At 66.6% G+C, this 26,502-nt stretch carries 22 protein-coding genes, 2 tRNA genes and 1 riboswitch; of the genes, 9 read left to right on the top strand and 15 right to left on the bottom strand.

What is annotated here, in order from left to right; all coding sequences use genetic code 11:
• Window positions 1-410: 410 nt before the first annotated feature.
• Window positions 411-1,103, bottom strand: a complete 693-nt coding sequence (locus ACYQML_RS13810) for an NrsF family protein (RefSeq protein ID WP_461233120.1) — start codon at window positions 1,101-1,103, stop codon at window positions 411-413.
• A complete protein-coding gene (locus ACYQML_RS13805; protein WP_461233119.1) occupies window positions 1,096-1,686 on the bottom strand; it encodes an RNA polymerase sigma factor in 591 nt (196 codons plus the stop codon). The genes ACYQML_RS13810 and ACYQML_RS13805 overlap by 8 nt, the downstream gene beginning before the upstream one ends.
• Window positions 1,687-2,374: 688 nt before the next feature.
• On the opposite strand from ACYQML_RS13805, the gene ACYQML_RS13800 reads away from it, so the two are divergent.
• The 5 genes from ACYQML_RS13800 to ACYQML_RS13780 all read left to right on the top strand — a co-directional run bounded on the left by ACYQML_RS13800 (window position 2,375) and on the right by ACYQML_RS13780 (window position 7,766).
• The gene (locus tag ACYQML_RS13800) at window positions 2,375-3,832 is read left to right on the top strand and encodes a PAS domain S-box protein (RefSeq protein ID WP_461233118.1); all 1,458 of its coding nucleotides are present in this window, start codon (window positions 2,375-2,377) and stop codon (window positions 3,830-3,832) included.
• A gap of 334 nt (window positions 3,833-4,166) precedes the next feature.
• Complete coding sequence (locus ACYQML_RS13795; protein ID WP_461233117.1) at window positions 4,167-4,643, top strand: CsbD family protein; 477 nt, start codon at window positions 4,167-4,169, stop codon at window positions 4,641-4,643.
• Window positions 4,644-4,766: 123 nt separating this feature from the next.
• Window positions 4,767-5,651: a PhnA-like protein gene (locus tag ACYQML_RS13790; protein WP_461235729.1), complete on the top strand. Its 885-nt coding sequence runs from the start codon at window positions 4,767-4,769 to the stop codon at window positions 5,649-5,651.
• Window positions 5,652-5,728: 77 nt separating this feature from the next.
• A complete protein-coding gene (locus ACYQML_RS13785; protein WP_056429224.1) occupies window positions 5,729-5,932 on the top strand; it encodes a CsbD family protein in 204 nt (67 codons plus the stop codon).
• Window positions 5,933-6,356: 424 nt separating this feature from the next.
• Complete coding sequence (locus tag ACYQML_RS13780) at window positions 6,357-7,766, top strand: TAXI family TRAP transporter solute-binding subunit (RefSeq protein ID WP_461233116.1); 1,410 nt, start codon at window positions 6,357-6,359, stop codon at window positions 7,764-7,766.
• A 164-nt stretch (window positions 7,767-7,930) separates the two neighbouring features.
• Here ACYQML_RS13780 and ACYQML_RS13775 read toward each other — a convergent pair.
• From ACYQML_RS13775 to ACYQML_RS13725, 11 genes are all read right to left on the bottom strand, one after another.
• Window positions 7,931-8,004 (bottom strand) — tRNA-Gly (locus ACYQML_RS13775).
• A gap of 82 nt (window positions 8,005-8,086) precedes the next feature.
• Window positions 8,087-8,170: transfer RNA gene (locus tag ACYQML_RS13770), tRNA-Tyr, on the bottom strand.
• Between the two features lie 88 nt (window positions 8,171-8,258).
• Window positions 8,259-9,998, bottom strand: a complete 1,740-nt coding sequence (recJ, locus tag ACYQML_RS13765) for a single-stranded-DNA-specific exonuclease RecJ (protein ID WP_461235728.1) — start codon at window positions 9,996-9,998, stop codon at window positions 8,259-8,261.
• 229 nt (window positions 9,999-10,227) lie between these two features.
• Window positions 10,228-11,628 (bottom strand): NAD(P)(+) transhydrogenase (Re/Si-specific) subunit beta, encoded by a 1,401-nt coding sequence (locus ACYQML_RS13760; protein WP_056429217.1) that lies wholly within the window; start codon window positions 11,626-11,628, stop codon window positions 10,228-10,230.
• Between the two features lie 4 nt (window positions 11,629-11,632).
• Window positions 11,633-12,073 carry a proton-translocating transhydrogenase family protein gene (locus tag ACYQML_RS13755; RefSeq protein ID WP_056429213.1) on the bottom strand — a complete coding sequence of 147 codons (441 nt, stop codon included), beginning with the start codon at window positions 12,071-12,073 and terminating at the stop codon, window positions 11,633-11,635.
• Between the two features lie 17 nt (window positions 12,074-12,090).
• Complete coding sequence (locus tag ACYQML_RS13750; protein ID WP_056429212.1) at window positions 12,091-13,233, bottom strand: Re/Si-specific NAD(P)(+) transhydrogenase subunit alpha; 1,143 nt, start codon at window positions 13,231-13,233, stop codon at window positions 12,091-12,093.
• A 94-nt stretch (window positions 13,234-13,327) separates the two neighbouring features.
• Window positions 13,328-13,621 carry an aa3-type cytochrome c oxidase subunit IV gene (locus tag ACYQML_RS13745; protein WP_056429210.1) on the bottom strand — a complete coding sequence of 98 codons (294 nt, stop codon included), beginning with the start codon at window positions 13,619-13,621 and terminating at the stop codon, window positions 13,328-13,330.
• A gap of 300 nt (window positions 13,622-13,921) precedes the next feature.
• Window positions 13,922-15,286, bottom strand: coding sequence for an ABC1 kinase family protein (locus ACYQML_RS13740; RefSeq protein ID WP_207412113.1), 1,365 nt, complete (start codon window positions 15,284-15,286; stop codon window positions 13,922-13,924).
• Between the two features lie 107 nt (window positions 15,287-15,393).
• The gene (locus tag ACYQML_RS13735; protein WP_207412114.1) at window positions 15,394-15,780 is read right to left on the bottom strand and encodes a type II toxin-antitoxin system death-on-curing family toxin; all 387 of its coding nucleotides are present in this window, start codon (window positions 15,778-15,780) and stop codon (window positions 15,394-15,396) included.
• Window positions 15,777-16,001 carry an AbrB/MazE/SpoVT family DNA-binding domain-containing protein gene (locus ACYQML_RS13730; protein ID WP_056429206.1) on the bottom strand — a complete coding sequence of 75 codons (225 nt, stop codon included), beginning with the start codon at window positions 15,999-16,001 and terminating at the stop codon, window positions 15,777-15,779. The genes ACYQML_RS13735 and ACYQML_RS13730 overlap by 4 nt, the downstream gene beginning before the upstream one ends.
• Before the next feature lie 59 nt (window positions 16,002-16,060).
• Window positions 16,061-17,902 carry a M3 family oligoendopeptidase gene (locus ACYQML_RS13725; RefSeq protein ID WP_461235727.1) on the bottom strand — a complete coding sequence of 614 codons (1,842 nt, stop codon included), beginning with the start codon at window positions 17,900-17,902 and terminating at the stop codon, window positions 16,061-16,063.
• Between the two features lie 340 nt (window positions 17,903-18,242).
• On the opposite strand from ACYQML_RS13725, the gene ACYQML_RS13720 reads away from it, so the two are divergent.
• The 4 genes from ACYQML_RS13720 to ACYQML_RS13705 all read left to right on the top strand — a co-directional run bounded on the left by ACYQML_RS13720 (window position 18,243) and on the right by ACYQML_RS13705 (window position 25,341).
• On the top strand, window positions 18,243-19,736 hold the full coding sequence (locus ACYQML_RS13720) for a sigma-54-dependent transcriptional regulator (RefSeq protein WP_056429202.1): 1,494 nt from the start codon (window positions 18,243-18,245) through the stop codon (window positions 19,734-19,736).
• A 181-nt stretch (window positions 19,737-19,917) separates the two neighbouring features.
• Window positions 19,918-22,026, top strand: a complete 2,109-nt coding sequence (locus tag ACYQML_RS13715; protein ID WP_461233115.1) for a L,D-transpeptidase family protein — start codon at window positions 19,918-19,920, stop codon at window positions 22,024-22,026.
• Between the two features lie 188 nt (window positions 22,027-22,214).
• Complete coding sequence (locus ACYQML_RS13710; RefSeq protein ID WP_461224408.1) at window positions 22,215-23,783, top strand: DUF882 domain-containing protein; 1,569 nt, start codon at window positions 22,215-22,217, stop codon at window positions 23,781-23,783.
• A gap of 122 nt (window positions 23,784-23,905) precedes the next feature.
• Window positions 23,906-23,976, top strand: a riboswitch (Fluoride riboswitch).
• Window positions 23,977-24,000: 24 nt separating this feature from the next.
• Window positions 24,001-25,341: a voltage-gated chloride channel family protein gene (locus ACYQML_RS13705; protein ID WP_461233114.1), complete on the top strand. Its 1,341-nt coding sequence runs from the start codon at window positions 24,001-24,003 to the stop codon at window positions 25,339-25,341.
• Between the two features lie 227 nt (window positions 25,342-25,568).
• Here ACYQML_RS13705 and ACYQML_RS13700 read toward each other — a convergent pair whose 3' ends face one another.
• Window positions 25,569-25,835: a DUF2312 domain-containing protein gene (locus ACYQML_RS13700; protein WP_018044356.1), complete on the bottom strand. Its 267-nt coding sequence runs from the start codon at window positions 25,833-25,835 to the stop codon at window positions 25,569-25,571.
• Between the two features lie 82 nt (window positions 25,836-25,917).
• Window positions 25,918-26,226, bottom strand: coding sequence for a DUF1244 domain-containing protein (locus ACYQML_RS13695; protein WP_461233113.1), 309 nt, complete (start codon window positions 26,224-26,226; stop codon window positions 25,918-25,920).
• Between the last annotated feature and the right edge of the window lie 276 nt (window positions 26,227-26,502).

The following is a 26,502-nucleotide window of genomic DNA, read 5'->3' as shown; positions in this document are numbered from 1 at the left end:
GCTTGGTCGTCCATTCGCTGTCCGGCCTCCACCTCGGATGCGGAGTCATACCGTTCCGCAAGCGGGGAACTGCGCGCCGAGCGGCCGCCGACCGATCCGCGCTCCGACATTCCGGACCCATCCTCGCCGGAACGTTCGGCGACGGGAACGTGAAGGGAGACGCAGACGGCCCGCGTCGGGTCGGGTGTCCCATCCTCGAACGATGGCACCGGCCGCACGGCCTCCTCGTTTAAGATGGGAACGGCGAGACCGTCGGTCGGCGTGAAGATATGCGCCGAGGGAGATGGCACGGTCATGCGTGTCGTCGGCGGACGGAAGGGCCGGACGAAGGACGTTAGCGCGGCATGATCTAGGCCATCTCACCGGCCGCCGCGGGGCCCCGCTCTCTCGGACGCGCCGCCCCTGCCCGCCTACGGATCGGCCTGCGACGCCGTGGCGGCCGGGCGTCGGCGGGGCGCGCCTTCGAGGATGCGCCCGCCGAGGAGTCCGTTGAGGCCGACCACGATGAAAACGGCCACGAGGTGAACCGCCAGATCCGTCGCGGTGGCGTCGTGGGGATGGAACGGAACCAGAAGCGCCGCTGCCGCCGCCGCGACGGCCAAGCCTCCGAGAGCCGCCGTGAGGCTCGGGTTCAAGGGGCAGGCCCGGCGCAACATCGTGACGAGCAGGATTGAGAGCGGCAGAGAGACGCCCATCAGGAAGACGAAGCAGCCGCGCATCTCTCCAGTTTCGGCGAGGTTCGAAGTCGGAGCGAGCCAGGCCCGCAGGCAACCGAGCCCGCTGACGCCGAGCCACACAACCAGAGGCGGAATCGGTAGAAGAGCCCAGGCCCGGCTGCGGCCCGGCACGCTGCTCTGGAAGGCCGCAAAGGCTGCGGCCATGCTGGTCAACATTGCCCCGAGCGCGGCATAGCGAAGATCCGGAACGCCGAGGCGCAATTGCAGGCTGGCGGCGTCGGACAGGGGCAGCAGGAGGATGGCCAGGGCGAGCACGGCGGAGAACCAGGCGACGGCCCGCCATCCCGGCCCCGGCAGCGGGCGGACCGGCGCGAGCGACCGGGCCAGCTCCTCGACGAGACGTTCGTGGCTGGCGGGATCAGACATCCGAGCCCTCCTTGCTGGATGAGAGAGCGGCACGCAGGGCTTTTAGAGCCCGATGGAAATTGACTTTCAGCGCCGTCTTGGTCCGCCCGGTGAGAACGGACGCTTCCTCGAGGGATAACTCGCGCAGGGCGATGTGTTCGATCGCCTCGCGCTGCCCCGGGGGAAGATGGGCGACGGCCTCGGTCACGGCCCGATGCCGAGCTCGGATTTCAAGATCGTGCCCGGGCGGGGGCCCATCATCGGCGCGTGTCTCGTAGGCGATAGGATCGTGAACCTCTCGTGGCCGACGGCTGTCATGGCGCATGGCGTCGATGGCGCGCCGATGAGCGATCGCGCGGAGCCACGGGAGAAAGGGCCTGGACGGGTCGTAGCTTGCCCGCGCCCGGTGGATCGTCAGCAGAGTGTCCTGGACCACATCGTCGAGGCTCGGCCCCTGCACGCCCTTGGCCCTCGCCATTGCGGAGATGACGGGCACGCAGTCTCGCAGGAATTGGCGATAGGCGACGGCATCGCCTTTCTGAGCCGCCTGCATCGCATTTGCGAGTGACGCCTCGCCGGACGATGGCGTCGATCGGGCGGGCATGGACGCGATGCTTCCGGGGGCTTCGGACCGAGCCGGTAGGACGGGGAAGCGGCTCGAATATGCCGCCTGCGCCAGGCTCATCGCCAAGACTCTAAGTCGCTGCCGGAGACTTGGCCACACGTCCTCCGCCATCGAAATCGTGGCAACGGCATTCCGCCGCGATGGCTGGGGCGAAGACAAGCGTGCTCATGTGGAACGGTCCCCTTATCGCAACTCAGGTTCGACGGCGGCTCTGAGACGGATTTCGGCGATCACGCGCTCCCGGTTACGTCAGGGGCAGCAATAGTCGCGGGCCGGGGACACACAGGCTCGCTCCGTGACGACGCGACCCCCGTTGGAACGCGGGACTTTCCGCCTCTTGCCTCCGCGTGCCCACACCAAAAACTCTCCAGCGATGAGTGAATAGGGCGCGTTGTTCCTCGGTTTCTTTTTAGGTCGAATCTTTATTTGTAAATTGATTTGTCTCGATGTTCAGAGCGTAACTTCTCAAGGTAAAGAACGGGTCCTGTTTCATCAGATAATGAATATTTAAGTTCGCCAATCGTCATCATGAATGGGCGCAACGAAATCAAGAGGGCTGAGTTCAGCGAGATATACCAGTGTTTCGACGCTTTACCCTGGAACTGCTTACGCATGCATCTGTTGAAGGCGGGGCTGTGGCCCGGATCGGGGAGCGGTGGGAGCGACGGTGACACTTGGCGTCGACAGGTACGAACTCCGGCAGATCATCGCCGGCCTCAGCGAGGGGGTGATCCTGGTCGAGCCGGACCAGACCATCGCCTATGCCAACGAGGCTGCCCTGGCGATGCATGGCGTGGAATCCATGGATGTACTCGGGGAAACGGTCGATGCCTATCGCGAGCGTTTCGCCCTGCGCTACCGCAACAATCGCACCCCCAATCAATATCCGATCGAGCGCGTCGTATCCGGCGAGACGTTCCACGACGTGATCGTCGAGGTGACCCGGACCGACAAGCCGGACGTGACCTTCGTCCATTCCCTCCGCAGTCTCGTGGCCACGGATCGGGAGGGCAATCCGAGTTGCCTCGCCCTCATCCTGAAGGACGTCTCGGACCAGTTCGAGGCCGAGGATCGCTTCGAGAAGACCTTCAACGCGAATCCGGCCCCTGCCGTGATCTGCCGGCTCTCCGACCTGCGCCACGTGAAGGTCAATCTCGGGTTCCTCGAGATGACGGGCTACACCCGGGATGCCGTCATCGGCCGCAGCGTCTACGAGGTCGATGTGCTGGCGGGCGCCCGCAACCGGGACCTGGCCATCTCGCGCCTGAACGAGGGTGGCACCATCCCGCAGATGGAGGCCTGTCTCGATCTGCCCGACGGGGGTGAGCGTCACGTCATCGTCGCCGGCCAGCCCATGGAACTCGGCGAAGAAGCCTGCATGCTCTTCACCTTCGCCGACCTCGAATTGCGCCGGAAGGCCGAGATGGCTTTGCGCCAGAGCGAGGAGCGTTTCGCCAAGGCATTCCGCCTGACCCCCGTGCCAACCGTGCTGGCACGGGCGGACGGTTTCACGATCACGGGGGTGAACGAGGCCTTCAGCCGGGTCTTCGGCCATGCCAGCGATACGGTCGCCGGGCGTTCGCCCGCGGAACTCGGGCTCTGGGTTCACGAGGCGGCCCGCGAGAAATTCGAGAGCGCGGTGGCTCTGACCGGCTACGTCATCGGCCTTGAAGTCTGCCTCTGCCACCAGGACGGAACCAGCCTCGATTGCCTCGTCTCGGCCGAACGGGTCGAGATCGCGGACGATGTCTACGCACTGCTCGTCCTGCAGGACATCACGGCGCGCAAGCGCGGTGAGCGCGACCTGTTCGAGGCCATCGAGACCGTCATGGCCGATACGTCCTGGTTCAGTCGCGGGCTCATCGACAAACTCGCCAACCTGCGCGGGCCGGGAGGCGATCACATGGATGCGATCGCACCGAACATGACGGTGCGCGAGCGGCAGATCCTCGATCTCATCTGCTCCGGGCTCGGTGACGATGCTATCGCCAAGCGCCTGACCCTGTCCCGAAACACCGTACGCAACCACGCCGCCGCCCTCTACCGCAAGCTCGGCGTGCACAAGCGTTCCGAAGCCATCGTCTGGGGTCGCAACAATGGGTTTCCGGCCGGATCAACCGGTTAAATAAAATCCCTCTACCAGTACAAATGAACCATTGATTGGTGGGTGATGCGTGCCAGTTAAGATGTCGAACTGCAAGGCATGCAGGTGCGCGCGCCAAGAACATCCAATGGATATCTGAACGAGACTAAATCTGCAGCAGATGCGCATACTACAAAGGCATCGATCAAATACGTCGTCATCGAAATGTTCGGTGACGTAAAGATCGCCGACTAATGAAAATCAGCGGAAACTTCTCTGAACTGGACGGTTGTCCGAAGCAAAATCGTCGGTCTGGCGTATTCTGGGTAATACCAGCGCGATCCTATCGAATGAGTACGTAAACAGGGGGAATACCATGGTCGATACCAATCGGATCACTGGAGCCGCCGAGGAACTCGGTGGGAAGATCCAGGGGGCTGTCGGCGATCTGACCGGTTCGAACCGAAATTCCGTCGAGGGCCGTGCACGCGAAGTCCAAGGCGAGGCCGAGAACCTTTACGGCCAAGCCAAAGACGCGATCGTCGAGGATGCCAGTACCACCCGCAACGCCATCGACGACGTTGCCGGTCAAGACGGGCGTGAGATCAAGGCCCGTGTGCGTGAGGCTCAGGACGCCGCCGGCGAAACCTATGAGCGTGCCGAACGCTCCGTGCGCAATGCCGCACGCGAGGCCTACGATGACGCCGAAGATGCCTACCACAACCTTGGCAACAACCTGCGCCGGGGTGGTCGGGAGATGACCCATCAGGTTGCCGAACATCCCGTCGCCGCCCTGCTGGCCGCCGGCCTCCTCGGCTACGGAATCGGCCTCCTCGTCCACGGGCGCAACTAAGTTCCCGCCATCCCTAGACTTTCCCCTTTGTCCTTCCCCGCTCGGACGACCGAATCCTTCGGTTTGCCGACGACCTTGGAGCCTTGTCACGTGTCTTCTTCCTCCAACATTCCGGCATCGCCGATGGCCGCCGCCGACACCCGCACCGTCCTGCTGAACCAGGTGTCGTGGGGCGCGATCTTCGCCGGCGCTGTCACCGCCCTGGTGACCCAGGTCATCCTCAACATGGTCGGCGTCGGCATCGGCCTGTCCAGCGTCGGACCGGTGGCCGCCGACAACCCGGCCGCCTCGACCCTGTCTCTCAGCGCCGGCATCTGGTTCATCGTCTCGGGCATCGTGGCCGCCCTGGCGGGCGGCTTCATCGCCGGGCGTCTATCGGGCAAGCCCGTCACGGGCGCCGCCGGCCTGCACGGCCTCGTCTCCTGGGCGGTAACCACCCTCGTGGTGCTCTACCTCCTCACGTCGGCGGCCGGTGGCCTCATCGGCGGGGCCTTCTCCGGCGTGACCAGCACGCTGGGCGGAGCCGGCTCGCTGGTCGGCGGCACCGTGCAGACCGCGGCCCAGGCCGCTGCTCCGTCGCTGTCGAAGATCACCAACCCGCTCGACGGCATCGAGCAGAGCGTCCGCAACCAGGCCGCCGGCCAGGACCCGCAGGCCGCCAAGGACGCCGCCGTCGCCGCGATCCGCGCCCTGTTCACGGGTGATCCGAGCCAGAAGGCCCAGGCCGAGAACCGTGCCGCCGACGCGCTGGCCAAGGCCCAGGGCATCCCGGTCGACCAGGCCAAGACGCAGATCCAGGACTACCGCAAGCAGTACGAAGAGACCGTCGCCACCGCCAAGCAGAAGGCCGAGGCTGCCGCCGTCGCCACCAAGTCCGCCGCCACCCAGGGCGCCTTCTACGGCGCGCTCGCCCTGATCCTCGGCGCGCTCGCCGGCTTCTTCGGCGGCCGCCTCGGCGCCCCGAAGCTCCACACCCTCGCCGACAGCTACGGCGCCCGCCGCGCCTGAGCCGATCCCCGGCCGGTCACCCGCGACCGGCCGGACCTCCCCCTGCGATCTCATTCTCGAACCGAAGGAGCATCCCCATGAGCAGCACCACGGACAAGCTGAAGGGCCTCGCCAACGAAGCCGCCGGCAACGTCAAGCAGGCCGCCGGCAAGGTCACGGGCAACGACACGCTGGTCGCCGAGGGCAAGGCCCAGGAACTCAAGGGCGAGGCCCAGCGCACCGTCGGCGAGGCCAAGGACGGCGTCGCCTCGGTGGTCGACACGGTTACCGGCAAGCGCTGAACCGGCAAGCGAGGCAGAGCACCGCTCTGCCTCCACGCGCATGCGGATATTTCGGCGGAGCCGATTGGGTTCGCGCCGCCCGCCGCACTGTCAAAGAACGTGTCTCGTCGGTCCTCCGTGCAGGCAGCGGTCACCAGCCCCTCGGTCTCACACCAGGCTTGATGCCGGCCTCGAGCGCCGATCCCCCTCATTCCGGAAAGTCTCGATGCTCCGTAAACTCCTGACCGTTTTCGTGCTTCCGAAGATCATCGCCTATATCACCCGCCGTCTCAGCGGCCGGGCCACCACACAGCCGCGTCGGCCCCGCTGACATCGCTCCACCTCGGTCTCGTGTGATCGCGCCGGCACGATCCCCGCGCCCTGCCCTCCGGCGTAGCATGATGAAGCGTGCCGTCCGGCAAAGCGGCGAGCGGAGTGCCGAGACATGAAATTCGCCGGCCGCATCATTCGCCGTGAATTCGTCTTCCTCCTCCTGGCCGTGCTGCTCGGCCTGGGAGCCGCCACGGCCTACTGGATCTCTCGGGCGACCGTCCTCACCATCGCGGTCGCGCCGAAGGACGGGACCGAGCCGGCGCTGATCCAGGCTTATGCCGATGCTCTTGCCCGGCGGCACAAGGAGATCCGCCTCAAGGTCATCGCCCTCGACGACGTCAGGGACAGTGCCGCCGCCCTACAGGAGGGGCGCGCCGACCTCGCCGTGGTCCGCCCCGATGTCGACTTGCCGGATAATGCTCTGACCCTGGCGATCCTCCGCGATCAGGCCATGATTATCGCGTCTCCCGAGCCATCCGGATTGACGAGTTTCCCCGAACTCGACCGGAAGCGTCTCGCGATCCTCGCGCATCGCGACGCCGACCAAGCACTGATCAAGGCGATGGTGGGGCATTACGGCCTGACGCTGCTCGACAAGGACCCGGACGGACCGCTGCCGCCGCGCCACGTTGCCCTCGTGGAGATGACCGAAGCCGAGCTTCCGGCGGCATTCGCCAAAAAGCGGGTCGATGCCGTGGTTTCGGTCATTTCCCCGACCGCGCCCACGGCACAGCGGATCGTCGGCATCGTTCAGGCGGCCAGCAAGACGCGAAAGGTCGCTTTCGTGACCGTCGAGAACGCCGACGCCATCGTCGCGCGGATGCCGCGTCTGCAATCGGTCACCATGCCGGCCGAGACGTTCGGCGGCAGCCCCAAAGTTCCGGACGAGGATGTCCACACGGTGGGAGCGTCCTATCGCCTGATGGCGCGGGCCGGCCTGTCCCGCCCTGTCGCGGCAGACGTGACCCAGCATTTGTTCGAGCTGCGCAGCGGCATGGCCAACGTCACCGCCGCCGCCGACTACATGCAGGCGCCGAGCTACGACAGCACGGCCGGCGCGACGAGCGCGCGGCTACCGATCCACCCGGGTGCCGTCGATTTCTACGAGCGCGAACAGCAAGGCTTCATCGAACGCTACGAGACCTGGATCTATCTCGTCGCCTTCCTCGGTGGCGGTATCGGCTCGGCATTGGCCTGGATCGGACAGCGTCTGTCGCGGTTGCGCCGGGAACGGATCGAGGAGGCCACCGACCGCCTCCTGCAGATCCGCCAGGAGGCGCAAGGTATCGCCGACCCGACGGGCCTCGAAGGCCTCGCCCGTGAGATCGACGATCTCGCCGGGGATATCGCCAAGCACGCCCTGGAGCGTCCGACGGAGGCGAAGACCCTCTCGGCCGCCGCCATCGCCATCGATGCCGCGCGGTCCACGGTCAAACGCACGATCGCAGCCGGACATTACGCCCCCGACTCCCCCGGATTGGCCGGGCGCACAACAAACTCGGAATCGGTCGCGGCGGATTGAAGGCAAGCGGTCCGGCCCGCCTGCTGGACCGGCCCGAGGCGTTGCTTATTCATGCTGGTCGAGGAGGAAGAGGGGCGCCGCACCGGGGGCGTCACCTGCATGTTCACCGAGAGGGAAGGACGGCCTCACCCGGCAACGTCGTTCGCATCGGTTGGGGAAAAAAGTGGAGCGGGTACCGGGAATCGAACCCGGGTATTCAGCTTGGAAGGCTGCTGCTCTACCATTGAGCTACACCCGCATATGGCGCCCGATAGCATGGCGACGCGGTCTTGAGAAGGTGATCCCTTCATCGGCCGTGCTGCCAGCGTGTCGGTATGGATTGGTGGGGGAAGTAGGACTCGAACCTACGAAGCTTACGCAGCGGATTTACAGTCCGCCCCCTTTGCCGCTCGGGACATTCCCCCAAACCACCGCCTTTCGGCAGCGCGCGGGCCCTTATGGTGAGGGCTTGCGCGGGTGTCAACACATCCTGCGCATGCGGGCGCGCAAAGTTCAGGGTGTGGCGAGATCACCGATGCGCAATTGCACCCGCTCGCCGCCGCGCCAGGTATCGATGGCGAGGGTGCCGGCCACGTGGAATTCCTGCCCGATCCCGCCGAGGAGCGCCTGCCCCAACGGCCCCTGCGCGGAACGAAAGGCAATGGCGCCGATGGCCTGGCCATCCCGGCTCCTGAAGCGCGCGCGCACATGGCCGTTGCCGACGATGCCCGCATCGACGAGCCGGTGATGCGACAGGGCGAAGACGGGCTCCGGCGCCCCGGCACCGAACGGCCCGGCGCGCTGGACGAGGCGAACCACCTCCGCCGTTGCACCGCCCGCGCTCACCGTACCGTCGATGAGGAGCGCTTCCACCGCCCTCGCCTCCGCCACCGCTGCTGCGAGGGCGGTGGCGAGAAACTCGCCGAAGAGCCTGGGATCGTGGCCCGGCAGCGTCGCGCCAGCCGCCATGGCGTGCCCGCCGCCCTTGACGAGAAGGCCCGCATTCACCGCCTCCCGCACCGCAAATCCGAGATCGACACCGGCTACGGAGCGGCCCGACCCCGTCGCCGTCCCGTCCGGCCGTAGGGCGAACGCGAAAGCCGGTCGGCCGAACCGTTCCTTCAGGCGGGCCGCTACGAGGCCGACCACGCCAGGATGCCAAGTGGCGGAGGCGGTCACCAGGACCGGCTTGTCCGGATCCAGGGTCAGGGCGCGATCCATCTCGGCCTCGGCTTCGAGAACGGCCTGCGCCTCGATGCCCTGGCGTTCGCGGTTGAGGAGATCGAGTTCGGAGGCGATGCGGTTCGCCTCGACCGGATCTGTGCTGGTGAGAAGGGCTGCACCGAGCCCCGCATGGCCGATGCGCCCGCCGGCATTGATGCGCGGACCGAGGAGATAGCCGAGATGCCAGGATTCCGGCGGCTCGCTCAAGGATGCCGCATCGAACAGGGCGGCGAGGCCGATCCGGCCCCGGCCGCGCATCACTTTCAGTCCCTGGACGACGAAGGCGCGGTTGAGGCCGGTCAGTGGCACCACGTCGGCCACCGTCGCCAGCGCCACCAGATCCAGGGATTCGGCGAGATCGGGCAGATCTTCCCTCCCTCCCCGCCTCAGGCGGCGGTTGAGCGCTACGAGGGTGAGGAAGACGACACCTGCCGCGCAGAGGTGGCCGAAGCCCGAAATGTCGTCGAGCCGGTTCGGGTTCACCAAGGCGCGCACCGAGGGCAGGACCTCCGGTGCGCCGTGATGATCGAGGACGATCACATCGAGGCCGAGCTCGGCCGCGGCTGCGAGGGGCTCGTGGCCGCTCGTGCCGCAATCGACGCAGACGAGGAGCTTTGCCCCGCCCTCCGCCAGCGACGTGACCGCCGCCACGTTGGGGCCGTACCCTTCCGTGATCCGGTCCGGAATGTGGATGTCCACCGTCAGGCCGAAAGAACGTAGGTAGCCGGCGATCAGCGCCGCGCTCGCCGCGCCATCGACGTCGTAATCGCCGAACACCGCCACATGCTCGTGGCTCTCGACCGCACGGGCGAGCCGTTCGGCCGCGCCCTCCATGTCCACCAGGCGGGACGGGTCCGGCATCAGGTCGCGTAGTCGCGGCTGGAGATAGGCCTCCGCTTCGTCAGGCCGGACGCCACGGGAGGCGAGGACACGGGCGAGAAGGTCGGGCAGGCCATGGGCCTGAACCATCGTCGCGGCATAGGCCTGGGCGGCCGCCTCGCCGCAGCGGTCACGCCAGGGCCGCCCCATGATGGAGCGGGTGACGCCGAGGAAGGCGCGGGTTGGGGCGAGGGCTGAGGCGGCTGACACGCAATCAGTCTACCCGGCCGGGGCTACCCGGCGCTACTGCGCTGCCGGCTTCGCGGTGACGCGTGGGGCAAGACCGGAACTCGCTCTTACCCAGACGAGAAAAGGGCTGGCGCATGGCGCCGACCCTTCGCAGTCGAGACTGACGGGGCGGAAGGCCGCCCCGCGTCGCTCAGAGGTTCTTGACGATCGAGTCCACGACCTTCTTGGCATCGCCGAAGAGCATCATGGTGTTGTCGCGGAAGAAGACCTCGTTCTCCACGCCGGCATAGCCAGAGCCCATTCCGCGCTTGATGAAGAGGACCGTCTTGGCCTTCTCCACGTCGAGGATCGGCATGCCGTAGATCGGCGAGGTCTTGTCGGTCTTGGCGGCCGGGTTGGTGACGTCGTTGGCGCCGATGACGAAGGCCACGTCCGCCTGCGGGAAGTCGCCGTTGATGTCCTCGAGCTCGTGGACCTCGTCGTAGGGCACATTGGCTTCCGCCAGCAGCACGTTCATGTGCCCGGGCATGCGGCCGGCGACGGGGTGGATGGCGTATTTCACGTCGACGCCTTCCTTCTTAAGCAGGTCCACCATCTCGCGGAGCGAGTGTTGGGCCTGCGCCACCGCCATGCCGTAGCCGGGGACGATGATGACGCGCTCGGCATTCTTCATGATGTAGGCTGCATCGTCGGCCGATCCCTGCTTCACGGGGCGCGTCTCGACAGCCCCACCCGCACCGGCCGCAGCGGCGTCGCCGCCGAAGCCACCGAGGATCACGGAGATGAACGAGCGGTTCATCGCCTTGCACATGATGTAGGACAGGATCGCACCGGAGGAGCCGACGAGGGCGCCGGTGATGATGAGCGCGAGGTTGCCCAGGGTGAAGCCGATGCCGGCCGCCGCCCAACCCGAATAGGAATTGAGCATCGACACGACGACGGGCATGTCCGCGCCGCCGATCGGGATGATCAGCAGTCCGCCGAGCACGAAGGACAGCACCACGATCAGCCAGAAGATCGCCTTGCTCTCGGTGCCGATGAACACGGCGATCAGGCCGACCAGGGCGATGCCCAGGGCGATGTTGATCGCGTGCCGCTGCGGCAGCATGATCGGCTTGCCGGACATGCGTCCGTCGAGCTTGGCGAAGGCGATGACCGAACCGGTGAAGGTGATCGCCCCGATGGCGACGCCGAGCGCCATCTCGAACAGCGATTCCTTATGGATATGGCCGTTCTCGAGGATGCCCACCGCCTGCGGGGCATAGAGCGTGCCGGCCGCACCCGCCACGGCGGCGAGACCGACGAGGGAGTGGAACGCGGCCACGAGCTGCGGCATGGCGGTCATCGGCACCCGCTTGGCGATCACCGCGCCCGCGCCGCCGCCGATGGCGAGGCCGAGGAGGACGATGATCCAGGCGCCGAATCCGGCTGGCGGATGGCCGACCAGGGTGGTCAGGACCGCGAGGCCCATACCGACCATGCCGTACAGGTTACCCTGCCGCGACGTAGTCGGGTGCGAGAGCCCCCGCAGCGCCATGATGAACAGGACGCCGGAGACGATGTAGAGAAGGGCGGAGACGTTCTGGGACATCGTCTCAAGCCTTCTTCTTGTACATGGCGAGCATGCGCTGTGTGACGAGGAACCCGCCGAAGATGTTGACGCTGGCGAGCACGATGCCCACGAAGCCGAAGAAGCGAGCCCAGCCGGTTCCCTTCTCGATCAACGGTACGCCCGCCGCCAGCAGCGCGCCGACGATGATGACCGAGGAGATCGCGTTGGTGACCGACATCAGGGGGGTGTGGAGCGCCGGGGTCACCGACCACACCACGTAGTAGCCGACGAAGATCGCGAGCACGAAGATCGCGAGCTGGAAGACGGTGGGATCGACCGCGCCATGGGTGACGACGGAGATGCCATGGCTGAGGCCTTGGCTGAGGCTGTCGGCGATGCTCTGCGCCTGGTCGGCGGAGGCGCGGGCGGCGGCAGCGGCGGCGCGTGCCTGCTCGGCGGCCTGTTCGGGGGGAAGGGTGGCCATCTGTCTCTCCGCCGGGATCAGGCTGCTTTGGGCTGGAAGGCGGGGTGGACTACCTGTCCGTCCCGGGTGAGGTTCGTCGCCTTCACGAGCTCGTCATCCCATTTGATGGCGAGGGCCTTAGCTTCCTTGTCGATCAGTGTCTCGACGAACGCGAACAGGTTTCTGGCGTAGAGGCTGGACGCCGTGGCCGCGAGGCGGCCGGCGACGTTCACGTGGCCCACGATCTTGACGCCGTTCTCGGTGGTGACGATCTCGCCCGCCTCGGCACCGGCGACGTTGCCGCCGCGCTCGACGGCGAGGTCGATGAGCACCGAACCCGGCTTCATGGACGCGACCATGGATTCCGACACGAGCTTCGGGGCCGGCCGACCGGGGATCAGCGCCGTCGTGATGACGATGTCCTGCTTGGCGATATGCGTCGCCACGAGCTCGGCCTGCTTCTTCTGGTATTCGGCAGACATTTCCTTGGCATAGCCACCGGACGTCTCAGCCTGCTTGAACTCGTCGTCCTCCACGGCCACGAACTTGGCCCCGAGGGATTCGACCTGTTCCTTGGTGGCGGGCCGCACATCCGTGGCCGTCACCACGGCTCCCATGCGCCTCGCGGTGGCGATGGCCTGAAGACCGGCGACACCGACGCCCATGACGAAGACGCGGGCGGCCGGCACGGTGCCGGCGGCGGTCATCATCATCGGCATGGCGCGCCCGTATTCGGCGGCGCCATCGACCACGGCGCGGTAGCCCGCGAGATTGGCTTGGGAGGACAGGACGTCCATCACCTGGGCGCGGGTGATGCGGGGCATCAGCTCCATCGAGAAAGCGCTGATGCCGGCATCCGCCATGGCCTGCAGCGCGGTCTCGTTCCCGTAGGGATCCATGATGGCGACGACGGTGGCGCCGCTCTTCAGAAGCTTCAGCTCGTCCTCGTTGGGACGCCTGACCTTGAGGACGAGATCGGCGTCCTTCGCCGTCTCCTCGGCCGTGGCGGCGATGCTGGCGCCCACCGCTTCGTATTCCGCGTCCGGAACACCGGCCTTCAGGCCAGCGCCGGACTGGACCGTGACGTCGACGCCGAGTCCTCTAAATTTTTTGATCGTATCGGGCACCGCCGCCACCCGCGGCTCAGCGGGATCCGACTCTGTCAGGACAGCGATGCGCATTCAAAGACCTCCTTCGGCAATCATGCTCGATTGCCGCGGCTTAGCAGGAATATAGAGCCGCGGATCGCTGGTATACCAGCGATCCTGGGCTACGTCACGCGAAGAAGAGGTACAGCGCCAGCAGGAGCGCCACCGCGAACGGTGCCTTCCAGCCGATGCTGGGTACGAATGCACCCACGGCGCCGGCGGCTCCCGACAGGAGAACACCGAAGATGGCGGTGAGCCAGGCCTCGTGAATACCGCCCACGGCCAGGGCGAGCACCCAGCAGATCACCACGCCCGTGCCGATTTCCACAAACCGGACAAAGCCGCGATAGGTCTGTTCGTGGGTCTTCTCGTCCATCGCCGGGCTGTAATGCACGCCGGTCACGCTCTTCGCATCAGCCATCTTGCGCTCGTCCCCTTGGTCATCATCTTGATTGGTTCCAAGCGGATTTAGCGCAAGCCTCGATCGCTCGCAATCGAGATACCGACTGGCGAAAATATGGGAAGCGGGATTTATCCAATGGAATGACAGTTCATCCCCGCCTGTCATGGGCGAGCTTACCCGCAGGCGGTCGTGCCCGCCCCACGGTGCTTTCCGGTGGCGAACAAGACTCGTGGGAACGGGCCGAAGCGGACCCGCCCGGTCTTCGACGGATCGCTCGTGTTCGGAGGCGGGTTCGCTGAAAGCCGCTTCGCGATCTACCTAGACCGGAAGCGGAAGGCCTGCCGCCATCAGGGCTGTGCCCTGCCGCTCGGTCAGGGTCTCGAGAGAGAAGCGCTCGATCTCGGCCTCGAACAGCCGATGGTAATTCAGCTCCGAACGCAGGTGCAGGAACACCGCGCCGAGCCCCACCGCTGCCCGGTCCATGAAGACGAATTCCTGTGGCACCGTCACGGGGCCGCGCTGCTTCAGGGCTTGGTGCACCTCGAAGGCCTGCCGCCGCCCGTATTCTCCGGGCTTGACCCCATCGGCCACGGTCCTCGTGCGGTCCTCCAGGATTGGGCCATAGATGAACCGCGCCCATATGTTGAGGATCTCGATCAGCTCCTTGGTGAGGTTCTTGAACCCCCAGACCTCGTAGGCGTGGACGATCCGGGCATTGTCGTCTTCGAGGAGGCCGCGATAGAGATCGACCACCCCGCCGACGAAGCGGGGGTGGAAGATGCGAACGCAGCCGTAATCCAGAAGATTGATGCCGCGCGCCTCACCGTCCTCCGAGAACACGGTATAATTGCCGAGATGCGGGTCGCCATGGATGACGGCGGCTCGGCTGAAAGGGTGCCACCACGCCTTGAACATCGCCTGCGCGAGGCGGTTGCGGATCTCGATCGGCTCCTCGGTGAAGTCGAGGATCCTGTCCCCCTCGAGCCAGCCCAGGGTGAGGAGGCGCTTCGTCGAGAGATCCGTGTGGATCGCCGGCACCCTCACATCCGCGATGTCCTGCAATACCGCCCCGTAGAGGGCGGCATGTTTCGCCTCGCGCTCGTAATCGAGTTCCTCCCTGACTCGGGCGCCGATCTCCTTGGCGATCTCGCGGGTATCGAGCCACGAGCTGAGGCGGCGATGGAGGGCAAAGGCGATTTCCAACTGCTTCAGATCGGCCTCCACGGCCGATTGCATGTCGGGATACTGAAGCTTGCAGGCGAAGGGTGTCCCATCCAGGCCGGTCGCGCGATGGACCTGGCCGAGGGAGGCGGCGGCGGCGGGCCTGAGATCGAAGGAGCCGAACCTTTTCTGCCAATCGGGTCCGAGCTCGGCCATCATCCGGCGCTTGACGAAGGCCGCTCCCATGGGCGGCGCGTCGGATTGCAGTTTCTGTAGCTCGGTCGCGTATTCCGGTGGCAGCAGATCCGGCACGGTGGCGAGCAGCTGCGCCACCTTCATGATCGGGCCCTTCAGCCCGCCGAGGGCCTGTGCCAATGCCGCCGCGTTGGTCGGGGTCTCGCCCTTGCCGAAGAACTTGGCGCCGGCCATGCGCGCGGCGACGCCGCCCACATTCGCACCCACCCGGGCATAGCGGCTGGCGCGCGCCGAGAAGCGGTTGGCTTCGTTGTCGTGATCGGCCATCGAATCCATTCTGCGCGACGAAGGAGTGTCACCACGAGATAGGCTCCTTCCCCAAGGGTACCAGGGCCATGGGCCCATGGGTCGCGGAACTTGCGTCGCGGAAGGGGCTACGCCGTTGGCCAGTTGTCGCGGATCCAGCGCGTGAGGCCGTCCTCGTCGATCTCGCTCGCGGCGAGACCGAAAATCATTCGAGTCGCCTCGGCCTGATCCGGGCGGAAAGCAACGTGGTTGAGCCGTAGGAACAATGTCATCGCCACGAAGGCGATGCGCTTGTTGCCATCGATGAAGGCATGATTGCGCGCGAGACCGAATGCATAGGCGGCAGCCAGTAACGCTAAATCGCCGTCTTCGTACCGCCAGCGATTCACAGGCCGCGCCAATGCGGATTCGAGTGCGTTCTCGTCCCTGAGACCAGGAGGACCACCAAACCGGACGAGCTGGCGCTCGTGGGCGACTTTGACCTCTTCAGAGGTCAACCAACGGGGCTCGGTCACTGCGCCAGCGCCCGCAAGGTATCCTTATACTCCTCCATGATGTCGTCGACGATCGCCATCGCCTTGTCGAAATCAGGATCGTAGGGGGTCAGCCGCACTCCACCATCGGGCATCTCGGTGATGTGGAGCCACTGGCCCTGCCGCAGATTGAGCTTGGTGATCAATTCCCGTGGCAGGATGAGCCCAGTGGAATTTCCGATCTTTTTTACTTCGAGCTTCATGGCAATTCATCTTTCCGTTGTACGTTCTGTATAACGGAAAGACCGCAGCGCAAAGGCCCCTATCCCTCCATCGCTTCCAACTCGACGATCATCCCCTCGATCATGTTGAGGCCGATCTGCCAGAAGGCGGGGTCGCTGGCGTTGAGGCCGAAGGGGGCCAGGAGCTCGCCGTAGGGCTTCGACCCACCGGCAGAGAGCAGCGCGAAGTAGCGGTCGACGAAGCCTTCCTCCGCCTTGGCGTAGACGCCATAGAGCGAGTTCACGAGGCAATCGCCGAATGCGTAGGCGTAGACGTAGAACGGCGAGTGGATGAAGTGCGGAATATACGCCCAGAACGGCTCGTAGCCCGCATCGAGTGAGATCGCTGGGCCGAAGCTCTCGGCCTGCACCGACATCCAGAGGCCGTTGATCTGCTCGGCCGTGAGTTCTCCCTCGGCGCGGGCGAGATGGACCTTCCGCTCGAAGAGATAGAACGCGATCTGGCGCACGACCGTGTTGATCATGTCCTCGACCTTGGCCGCCAGCATGGCCCTGCGCTGGACCGTGTCGGTCGTGGAGGCGAGCAGGCGCCGGAACGTCAGCATCTCGCCGAACACGCTCGCGGTCTCGGCCAGCGTCAGCGGCGTCGGTGCCATCAGCGCCCCGTTGCGCGAGGCCAGAACCTGATGCACCCCGTGGCCGAGTTCGTGCGCGAGGGTCATCACGTCCCGCGGCTTGCCCTGGTAATTCACCAGCACATAGGGATGCGCCGAGGGCACTGTGGGATGAGCGAACGCGCCCGGTGCCTTGCCCGGACGTGTCGGCGCATCGATCCAGCGGCGGTCGAAGAAGGTCTTGGCGATGTCCGCCATGCGCGGTGAGAAGACCCCGTAGGCGTCGAGCACCATGTCGCGCGCTTCGGCCCAGGGAATCGTGCGCTGCTCCACTCGCGGCAGCGGTGCGTTGCGGTCCCAATAGGGCAGGACGTCGACGCCGAACCACTTCGCCTTCAGCTTGTAATAGCGGTGCGAGAGGCGTGGATAGGCCGCCTGCACGGCGTCTACCATGGCCGCCACCACCTCGGGTTCGACCCGGTTCGACAAGTGGCGGTCGTCGGCCACATCCTTGAACCCGCGCCAGCGGTCGGAAATCTCCTTGTCCTTGGCCAGGGTGTTGATGATGAGGGCGAAGGTCCGCAGATTGGCGCGGAACACGTCGCCCAGGGCCCCGGCCGCTTCCTTCCGCACCGCCCCGTCCGGGTCCTGCAGCTTGTTGAGCGTCGGCTCCAGGGTGAGCATCTCGCCCTGGAGGGGGAAGCGCAGTGAGGCGATCGTGCCATCGAACAGCCGGTTCCAGGCGGAACGTCCGGTCACCGACTTCTCGAGAAACAGTTTCTCGGTGCGGTCGTCGAGTTGAAACGGCTTCTCGCGGCGCAGATCCTCGACCCAGGGGCGGTAATGCGCCAGGGGGCCTTCCGCCATGGCGGCGTCCATCAGGGCGTCGTCGACCCGGTTGATCTCCAGGGCGAAGAACAGGAGGTGACCGGAGGCCGTGGTCAGGCGTTCTTGGGTGTCACCGTAGAACTTCTGGCGCCGCTCGTCCGTGGTGTCGCCCGAATAGACGAGGCCGGCGAATGACATCAGGCGGCCGAGGCGGTCCTCGATCGCCTCATAGGCGGCTACCGCCTCGGCGAGTCGCGAGGACGCATCGGGCCCCTCAGCGATCTCGGCGATGACGCCGCTCCAGCGCTCCGAGAAGTCGCTGCATTCGCGCTCCGCCCGCGCGATGTCGCTACGGAAGTCCGGCGAATCGATTCCGGAATAGAGGTCGCTCAGATCCCATTCGGGAAGCGAGCCGAGGTCGAGAGCAAGAGCGGCAGCCCTCGCGACGTTGGTCCCTTCCGATCGTTGGCCGGCCGGCATCCGGGCGGCGCTGGGCAGGCTGGCATGAACGACGGCTCGGCTCGACATGGTGACTTTGATCCTCAAGCGGCGTTCCCGCGCCGTCGGGGTTGATATCGAGCGCCAGGGCCGCGTGATCAACCGAGTCGGTGCATTCCGCCGCAACGAATCTCCGGCAGAGCCTCCGCCGGCCCAACCCGCCCGGGGAGTGGACCATCAGGAAAGAAAGTGGGATCGTCGTTAAGCACAGCTTTACGCTCTTCGCTCACCCTACGGATCGAAACGAAACACCGGTGGCTGGTTCGCAGGGCGATATCCTGGGGGCGATCACCTTTCACAGCACACGGTCGAGGCTTTCCGCATGTCGACAACGGTCCTCATCGTCGACGACGATCCCGTCCAGCGCCGGCTCGCCGAAGCGATGGTGCGTCGCCTCGGTTTCGAAGTGAAGGTCGCCGAGAGCGGTGAGGACGGGCTGTCCGTGTTGCGGTCCGGCGAGCCTATCGACGTCGTGCTCCTCGATCTGGTGATGCCAGGCGGGCTCGACGGTCTCGCCGTCATGGCCCAGATGCGCCAATCGGGCCTCGACACGCCCGTCATCGTCCAGACGTCCAACGGCTCCATCGACGCCGTCGTCAACGCCATGCGGGCCGGCGCCACCGATTTCGTGGTGAAGCCGGCCGGTGCCGAGCGGCTTCAGGTGTCGATCAAGAACGCGCTCAAGGTCGATCAGCTGGAAGAAGAGGTGCGTCGCATGCGGCGGCGCGCCTCCGGCTCGCTCACCTTCAAGGACCTGTCCTCGCGCAGTCCCGACATGGAGCGTGTGATCCGGCTGGCCGAGCGTTCGGCTAAGTCCAACATCCCGGTCCTCATCGAGGGCGAGTCCGGCGTCGGCAAGGAAGTTCTGGCCCGTGCGATCCAGGGGTCGGGCGATCGGCGCGGCAAGGCTTTCGTCACGGTCAATTGCGGGGCGATCCCCGACAATCTCGTGGAATCGACCTTGTTCGGGCATGAGAAGGGCGCGTTCACGGGCGCGACCGAGCGTCATATGGGCAAGTTCGTCGAAGCCTCGGGCGGAACGCTGTTCCTCGACGAGATCGGCGAGTTGCCGCTCGATGCCCAGGTGAAGCTCCTGCGCGCGCTGCAGGAGGGCGAAGTCGATCCGGTGGGCGCCAAGCGCAGCGTTCGGATCGACATCCGGCTGATCTCGGCCACGAACCGTTCGCTCCTCGACCTCGTCAAGCAGGGTCGCTTCCGCGAGGACCTGTATTACCGCCTCAACGTTTTCCCGATGACCCTGCCCCCGCTCCGGGCGCGCCGCGAGGACATCCCGGACTTGGTGCGCTCGTTCTGTGCGCGCTTCGCGGCCGAGGAAGGAAAGCGCGTCCGTGCGATCACGCCGGAGGCCATGTCGCTGCTCTGCCGCTACGGGTGGCCCGGCAATGTCCGCCAGCTCGAGAACGCCCTGTTCCGCGCCGTGGTGCTCGCCGATAGCGACGAGCTCACCGTGTCCGAGTTCCCGCAGATCGCCGCGCAGGTGGAAGGGTTCGACGTGCGCATTCCGGCCGCCCCGGTCCAGCCCATGGTTCAGGCCGGCATGCCCGAGCCGGTGCGCGAAATCGTCCGCGTCGAAGTCCGCGACCCCCATGCGATGACCCTCGTCACCGAGGAGACCGGCGAGATGAAGCCGATGGACGAGCTGGAGGCGGAGATCATCCGCTACGCCCTGCAATATTACCGGGGCCGCATGTCGGAAGTGTCGAGGCGCCTCGGCATCGGCCGGTCGACGCTCTATCGCAAGCTGAAGGATCTCGGTCTCGACGACGACGAGAAGAGCGACGAAGCCGCCGCCTGAGACTGGGGCAGCGTTTCCGTCGCGGCCCGTCTGGCCGGGATGTGCGTCAAGGCACTGCGTTTCGGGCCGGGAGATCCCGGCAAGCCTCCACTGTTGCCCGCGCGCCGTTGCAAGCGGTTGCGCAAGCAGCGATTGTTTGACCGCAAACACGGCCGATACGGCCGGTCCCGGGAGTTTCATCATGGGCGCTTCGCGCTCCGCCTCCGTCGCACTGGCCGCCCTCATGGTCGGTTGTGTCGGCTACGCGGCAAGGGCCGAGCCTCGGCTCGACCAGACTCCGTCCGTGGTGCAGAGCGCCGCCACGCCCTCGGTCTCATCCGATCAGGGACAGGGCGATACGGCGGCGACCGGGGCGATCTCCTCGCCCGTATCCCCCTCCCCCAACCCGGCAGAGCCCGCCGTGGCGGGGGATTCCGCGCAGGTCCCATCCGATGCCCCCCGGGGAGGCGCGTCGGAAACCAGAAGCGTCGAGGATTCACCCTCGAAGGCTGAAACGGGCTCCGAGCCCGCCGCCGCGGTGGCCGCCGCTCCGGTGCCGACCGATCCGATGGGGGCGGCCCTGGCCGCTCGTCTCGCCGATCCGGCCCCCCTTCTCGCCCGCCTGAGCACGAAGGATCGGGAGGCGATGCAGGCCTTCTACGGGCTCGGCGCCTTCAAGCCGGTCTGGGTGGTCGATGGAGCCTTCACGGCTGCCGCCAAGGCCGCCGCGTCGCGGCTCGCCCTCGCGGCCGAGGATGGTCTCAACGTTCAGGCCTATCCGGTACCGGTCATCGGCACGCAGGGATTGACCGAGGCCCAGACCGCCGAGATCGAGCTGAAACTCTCGGCCGCCATCGTGCTCTACGCCAAGGATGCGCGCGGCGCGCGCGTCAACCTGGCCGCCGTCTCGCGCCTGATCACGCCCACCCTCGACATTCCCGGAACGGATGCGGTTCTGGCGCGCGTCGCCAGCGCTGGTCCGCAGGCCGGCGCCGCGCTGCAGGGCTACAACCCGGCGCAGGCCGGCTACCTCGCCTTGAAAGCCCGGCTCGCCAGCCTGCGCAATCTTCACGGCGCGCCCATGGCGACGTCGCCCGTGTCGATTCCCGCTGGACCGGTCCTGAAGGTTGGGATGCACGATCCCCGTGTCCCTGCCCTGCGCAAACATTTCGGTCTGCCGACCCGCACCGCCGGTACCCTCGACGCCGCGTCGGGCGAGCCGGATGCGTTCGACGGGGCCGTGTCCGCCGCGGTGGCGAAGTTTCAGCGGGGCCGTGGCCTGCCGGCCACCGGTACGCTCACGCCACAGACCGTCGCCGCCCTCGGCCGGTCCGAGCCGTCTGCACGCGCGAGCGACGAGGAATCGACGGTCCTCGTCAACATGGAGCGCTGGCGCTGGCTGCCGAGCGATCTCGGACGCGACTACGTTCTGGTCAACATTCCCGAATTTCGCCTGCGCGTGATCCGCAATGGGTCGGTGCGCGACGAGACCCGCGTCATCGTCGGTAAGACCGAGACGCCGACGCCGGTCTTTTCGGGGATGATGGAATACGCCGTCGTCAACCCATCCTGGAACGTGCCGCCCTCGATCCTGAAGAACGAGTTCCTGCCCGCCCTGGCCCGCGACCCGAATTACGCGGCTCGTCGCGGCTACGAGGTCGTCTATCGCAACGGCAACATCTCGGTGCGCCAGCCGCCGGGCGAGCGGAATGCGCTCGGCTTCATCAAGTTCCTGTTTCCCAACAACCATGCCGTCTACCTGCACGACACCCCCAACCGCTCGCTGTTCTCCGCCTCTCAGCGGGCGATGAGCCATGGCTGCGTGCGCGTGGACGATCCCTTCCGTTTCGCCGATTCGGTGCTTCCCGAAGCCTGGTCGAGCGAGCGCTTGAAGAAGCTCATCGGCAAGGGCGAGCGCACCATCCGCCTGCCGGAGAAGCTGCCGGTCCATCTCGCGTATTTCACCCTCGCGGCGGACGATCACGGGGCTTTGCGCACCTATTCCGATCTCTACGGCCACGACGCGCGTATGAAGATCGCGCTCGGCCTCGCGCCGGGAAGCCTGCTCGTCGCCAAAGCTCCGACCAAGGCACCCGCAAAGCCTCCGGCCAAGGTCGCGGTGCGACCGGCGCCATCGGCACCGGGTGCGAATGCTCCGTCGACAGAGGCTCGTCGTACGGTGTCGCGCCCTGCCGTGTCAGCCGGAGCCGCTCCCGTCCGCGCCTCCCGGTCCGCCGAAGCCGCAGGCGTCGATCCATGGGGAGCCCCCCCAGCCCCCGCCCCGGCCCCGGTCTCCCGCGGCTGGTGGTAGCGCGCCTCCTCTTGTTGCGTGAATGTCACGCGACCCAGAATGTGTGATGCCGCTCTTGCGGCGTCTTGATCGTGCCGGCGCGCCGGCACGATTTCGCCACGGTTCAAACCTAGCCGTTTTGTAGACCGGCGAATGGCTGAGGACCCGATAACCGTCCATTTACGGTTTTCGGCAACCTTGCGTTCACCATGATCCGCGCGACAACGCGCGGTCTGGCAGAGGTGAGGACGATCGTGGGCAGTTCGCTACGAGAAGAGGCCCAGCCGGCCGATCGATCCACCCAGCCTGCCTCGCGCCTGCTCGTCTATCTCCGCAACGCCTGTTCCCATCCTCGCCTACGCCGCGCGATCATCGTGGCGTCGGGCATCGCCCTGGCGCTCGGCGCGGGCACGCGGGGGACGCAGGATGCGGTCGCCAATGGCGATACCCGCACCCTCTCGATCTATCATACCCATACGAAAGAGAGCGCCACGATCACGTTCAAACGTGACGGACGCTACGACCGGGCGGCGCTGGAACAGCTCAACTGGATGCTGCGCGACTGGCGCATGGACGAGCCCACCAAGATGGACCCGCGCCTGTTCGACACGGTGTGGGAGGCCTACCGGTCGGTGGGCTCGCAGGAGCCGATCACCGTGGTCTCGGCCTATCGGTCACCGGGCACCAACGCCATGCTGCGCCGCCGGTCGCGCGCCGTGGCCGAGTTCAGCCAGCACATGCTCGGCAAGGCGATGGATTTCTACCTGCCGGATGTCTCCATCGACCAGCTTCGTGCGGTGGGTATGCGGATGCAGCGCGGCGGTGTCGGCTGGTATCCCCATGCCGGCTCGCCCTTCGTCCATCTCGATGTCGGGTCGGTCCGTTCCTGGCCGCGCATGAGCCATGACCAGCTGGCGCGCCTGTTCCCCGACGGCAAGACCGTGCACCTGCCCGCCGACAACCGGCCCCTGCCGGGTTACGAGCTTGCCCGTGCCGAGGTGCTCGCCCGTGGCGGCACCGTGCTCGGCGTGACCCAGGTCGCGACGGTGGAGGAGGATGACGGCCCGAGCATCAAGGGCTTCTTCGCCAGCCTCTTCGGTGGCGGCTCCAAGACCCCTGCGCCGCCGCCCGAAGCTCCGGCGCGGGCTCGGGCAAAGCCCACCGTTCTCGTAGCTAGTGCCGATCCTGACGACCAGTCCGGCACCCGCGAGGCCCTGGCTTACGCCGCCCCGGCCGCGTCCGATGCCCTCAAAGGTGCTCTTCTGCGCCGTGACGAACGCGATGCGCAGAGCCTCCTCACCCAGGAGGTCGCCAAACCGACCGCTGCCGCCGATGCAGAATCGAGCCTGATCGACGTGCCGCTGCCGCCACGCCGGCCCTCGGAACTCGCCGCCGTCACCGCTGCGCTCACCATGCCTCTGCCGCCGCCGCGGCCTTCCATCCAGGTGGCGAGCCTCGGCCCCACCGGGATGGCCGCGACGCCGACCGTTCCTGCCGCACCCGCCCGCCTGGCCCGGCCCGTGCCGGCCGATGCCGACGCGAAGACGCAATTGCGCGCCCTGTTCGAGGTGGCCGCAGCTTCGACCGCGCCGGCTAGCCGCGCCTCGCCTGTTCATGTCGCCCCGTCGCGTGCTCGCACCGATGCCGCGCCGGCCGGCTTCGTCGCTCAGGCGGAAAGCGGCGTGCGCAGCCGTTTCTCGGGACGTAGCCCCGGCGACGACCTCACCGCCGCGCGCTTCACCGGATCGTCCACCCGCGCTGTGGCTGCCGGTCGCTGAACGTCGCGACGGCGAGGGTCGCCCACTAGCGTCGATGCCGAAACCGGGGCGGCGGTGATGGGCTGCGCATCGTTGGGTACGGGGAGCCGCCCCGGCTTGACGCGCTGCCGGCCACGGGACACGAAGGCCCTGGCAATGGATTCTGCCGGGCGTAAGCCGAACCGCCATAAGGGCTGATGATTCCTACCCTTTTGCCATTCAGCAAGACGGTGGAGCCATGCTCGCCTTCCTCAAAAATCGGTTTGCCGGGCTCAAGCGCGCCACGAGGCGATGCGCGGCTTGGGTGGTGGCGTTCGCGCGCTGGGCGGTGATCCTCGTGCCGCTGGCGGCCGTCGTCGGCACGCTTTGCGCAGCGTTTCTCTGGAGTCTCGACGTCGCGACGAAAGCCCGGTTCTCGCATCCGTGGCTGCTGTTCCTGCTGCCTGTCGGGGGCTTCGCCATCGGCCTGCTCTACCACCGTGTCGGGCGCAGCGTGGAGGGCGGCAACAACCTCATCGTCGATCAGATTCATGAGCCCGGGGGCGGCGTTCCCCTGCGCATGGCACCGCTGATCTTTCTCGGCACCGTGGTCACACATCTCTTCGGCGGCTCGGCCGGGCGGGAAGGTACGGCGGTGCAACTCGGCGGCAGCCTCGCCAGCGGCATCGGGCGGCTGGCGAAGCTCGATCCGGCGGCTACCCGCATCGTGCTGATGGCAGGCGTGGCCGCAGGGTTCGGGGCGGTGTTCGGCACCCCTATCGCCGGAGCCGTCTTCGCTCTCGAAGTCCTGGCGATCGGCCGGGTGGAATATGGCGCGCTCATTCCCTGCCTACTGGCGTCTGTCATCGGCGATTGGGCCTGCCAGGCCTGGGGCATCCATCATTCGCTCTTTCGAATCGCCTATCTGGCGGACGTGACCGGCCCGATCGCCCTCGATCCAAGCCTGCTGGCCAAAGCGGCGGTCGCCGGCATCGCCTTCGGGCTCGTGGCGCTCGTCTTCGCGGAAGCCAACCACCTCCTCGGCGGCTGGCTGAAGCGCTTGATTCCCTACGGACCCCTGCGCCCCGTCCTGGGTGGAATGGCCGTGATCGGCCTCGTCTATGCGCTGGGCACCCGTGACTATCTCGGCCTCGGCGTCACGGCGCCGGATGCGGGAGGCCTGAGCATCGTGAGCTTCTTCGGGCCGGAGGTCCACCCCTGGTCCTGGGCTTGGAAGATCCTCTTCACCGTCGTCACTCTGGCCTCGGGCTTCAAGGGTGGGGAAGTCACACCACTCTTCTTCACCGGCGCAGCCCTCGGCAACGCGCTGGGTGGCCTGATGGGGGCCCCCCTCGACCTGATGGCGGCTCTCGGTTTCGTGGCGGTTTTCGCGGGCGCCGCCAACACGCCCCTCGCCTGTACGCTGATGGGGATCGAACTGTTCGGGGCGACGCACGGCGTCGCCATCGCGGTCGCGTGCTTCACCGCCTATGCCTGTTCGGGCCATCGCGGCATCTACCTGTCGCAGCGCATCGCCGTCTCGAAGGGTGGGGCCGTCGAGGCCGGGGCCACCCTGCGCGGCGAACGGACCCGGCTCTGAAGCGGCGGGAGGCACCGAGCACCTCCCGCCCGGTCCTCATTTCTTGTCGTGAGGAAGGAGGTCTGCCGTGTCGCATGCCTGTCCGTGCCGCCGCGCGGAGGCGAGCCCGCCGGGCCCAGTGCGACGTGGCGTGAGCACGGTCAGCATCAGCTCGACCCGTCTTCCGCCCAGTCGGTCAGGGGAAGACGGCCGCCTTCGGCATTGATGGAGCGCCGCGCGATGTCGGGCTACACCATGCCGAGGGCCTGCATGTAGAGCTCCAGGATGGCTTCTTCCTCCTGCCGCTCGGCATGGTCCTTCTTGCGCAGGGAGATGATCTTGCGCAGGGCCTTCACGTCGAAGCCGGTGCCCTTCGCCTCGGCATAGACGTCCTTGATGTCGCCGGCGAGGCCGGCCTTTTCCTCCTCCAGGCGCTCGATGCGCTCGATGAAGCTCTTGAGCTGGTCGGCGGCAACCGAGGAGGCATCGACAGCGGGTGCGGCGGAAGCGGCCATGAGCGTCTCAATTCCTGATCTGAGGCGCATCGGGTGGGATGCGCCGGAGGAGGCTGGTTAAGCGATCACGCTTACCGGAAGCTTAGTGCGGCTCGGCTTGCGCCTTCGAGAAGGCCGACTGTTGCTCGGGCGTGGCCTCGGCCTGGTTCAGCCGCTTCCATTCCTCGTAGGGCATTCCGTAGACGCGCTCGCGAGTCTCGTCCTTGGTGAGGCCCAGGCCGCGCTCGTCGGCGGCGTCCTTCATCCAGTTCGACAGGCAGTTGCGGCAGAAGCCGGCCATGTTCATGAGGTCGATATTCTGGACGTCGCTGCGCGTCTGCAGATGCGCCACGAGGCGGCGGAACACCGCGGCTTCCAATTCGGTCTGCGTGGCGGTGTCGATCTCGGTCATGGCAGTTTCCTCATCCTTCGGCTCGCGGGCGGTCACCGCTTTCGCGCGAGGATATACCATCGCTGACGCGCGGTCCCGTTTTAGGGCGCATGGCTTTCGGACGCATGGCTTTCCCGGCGTTCCTGCGCGCGCATGACCTCCCGCGAGAATGCGGGAGGCGCCGGACATTTCTCTTCGCTCCCTTGCGCCTGACGCATCGCAAGGCCTCAAATTACCGCTCGCACGGCGTCTCGCGCATGAAGGTGCCAAACCGCACGACGTTGCGGCGGGGTTCGT

Source organism: Methylobacterium sp. CM6244, assembly GCF_054817885.1.
This window is presented reverse-complemented; position numbering and strand designations above follow the sequence as displayed.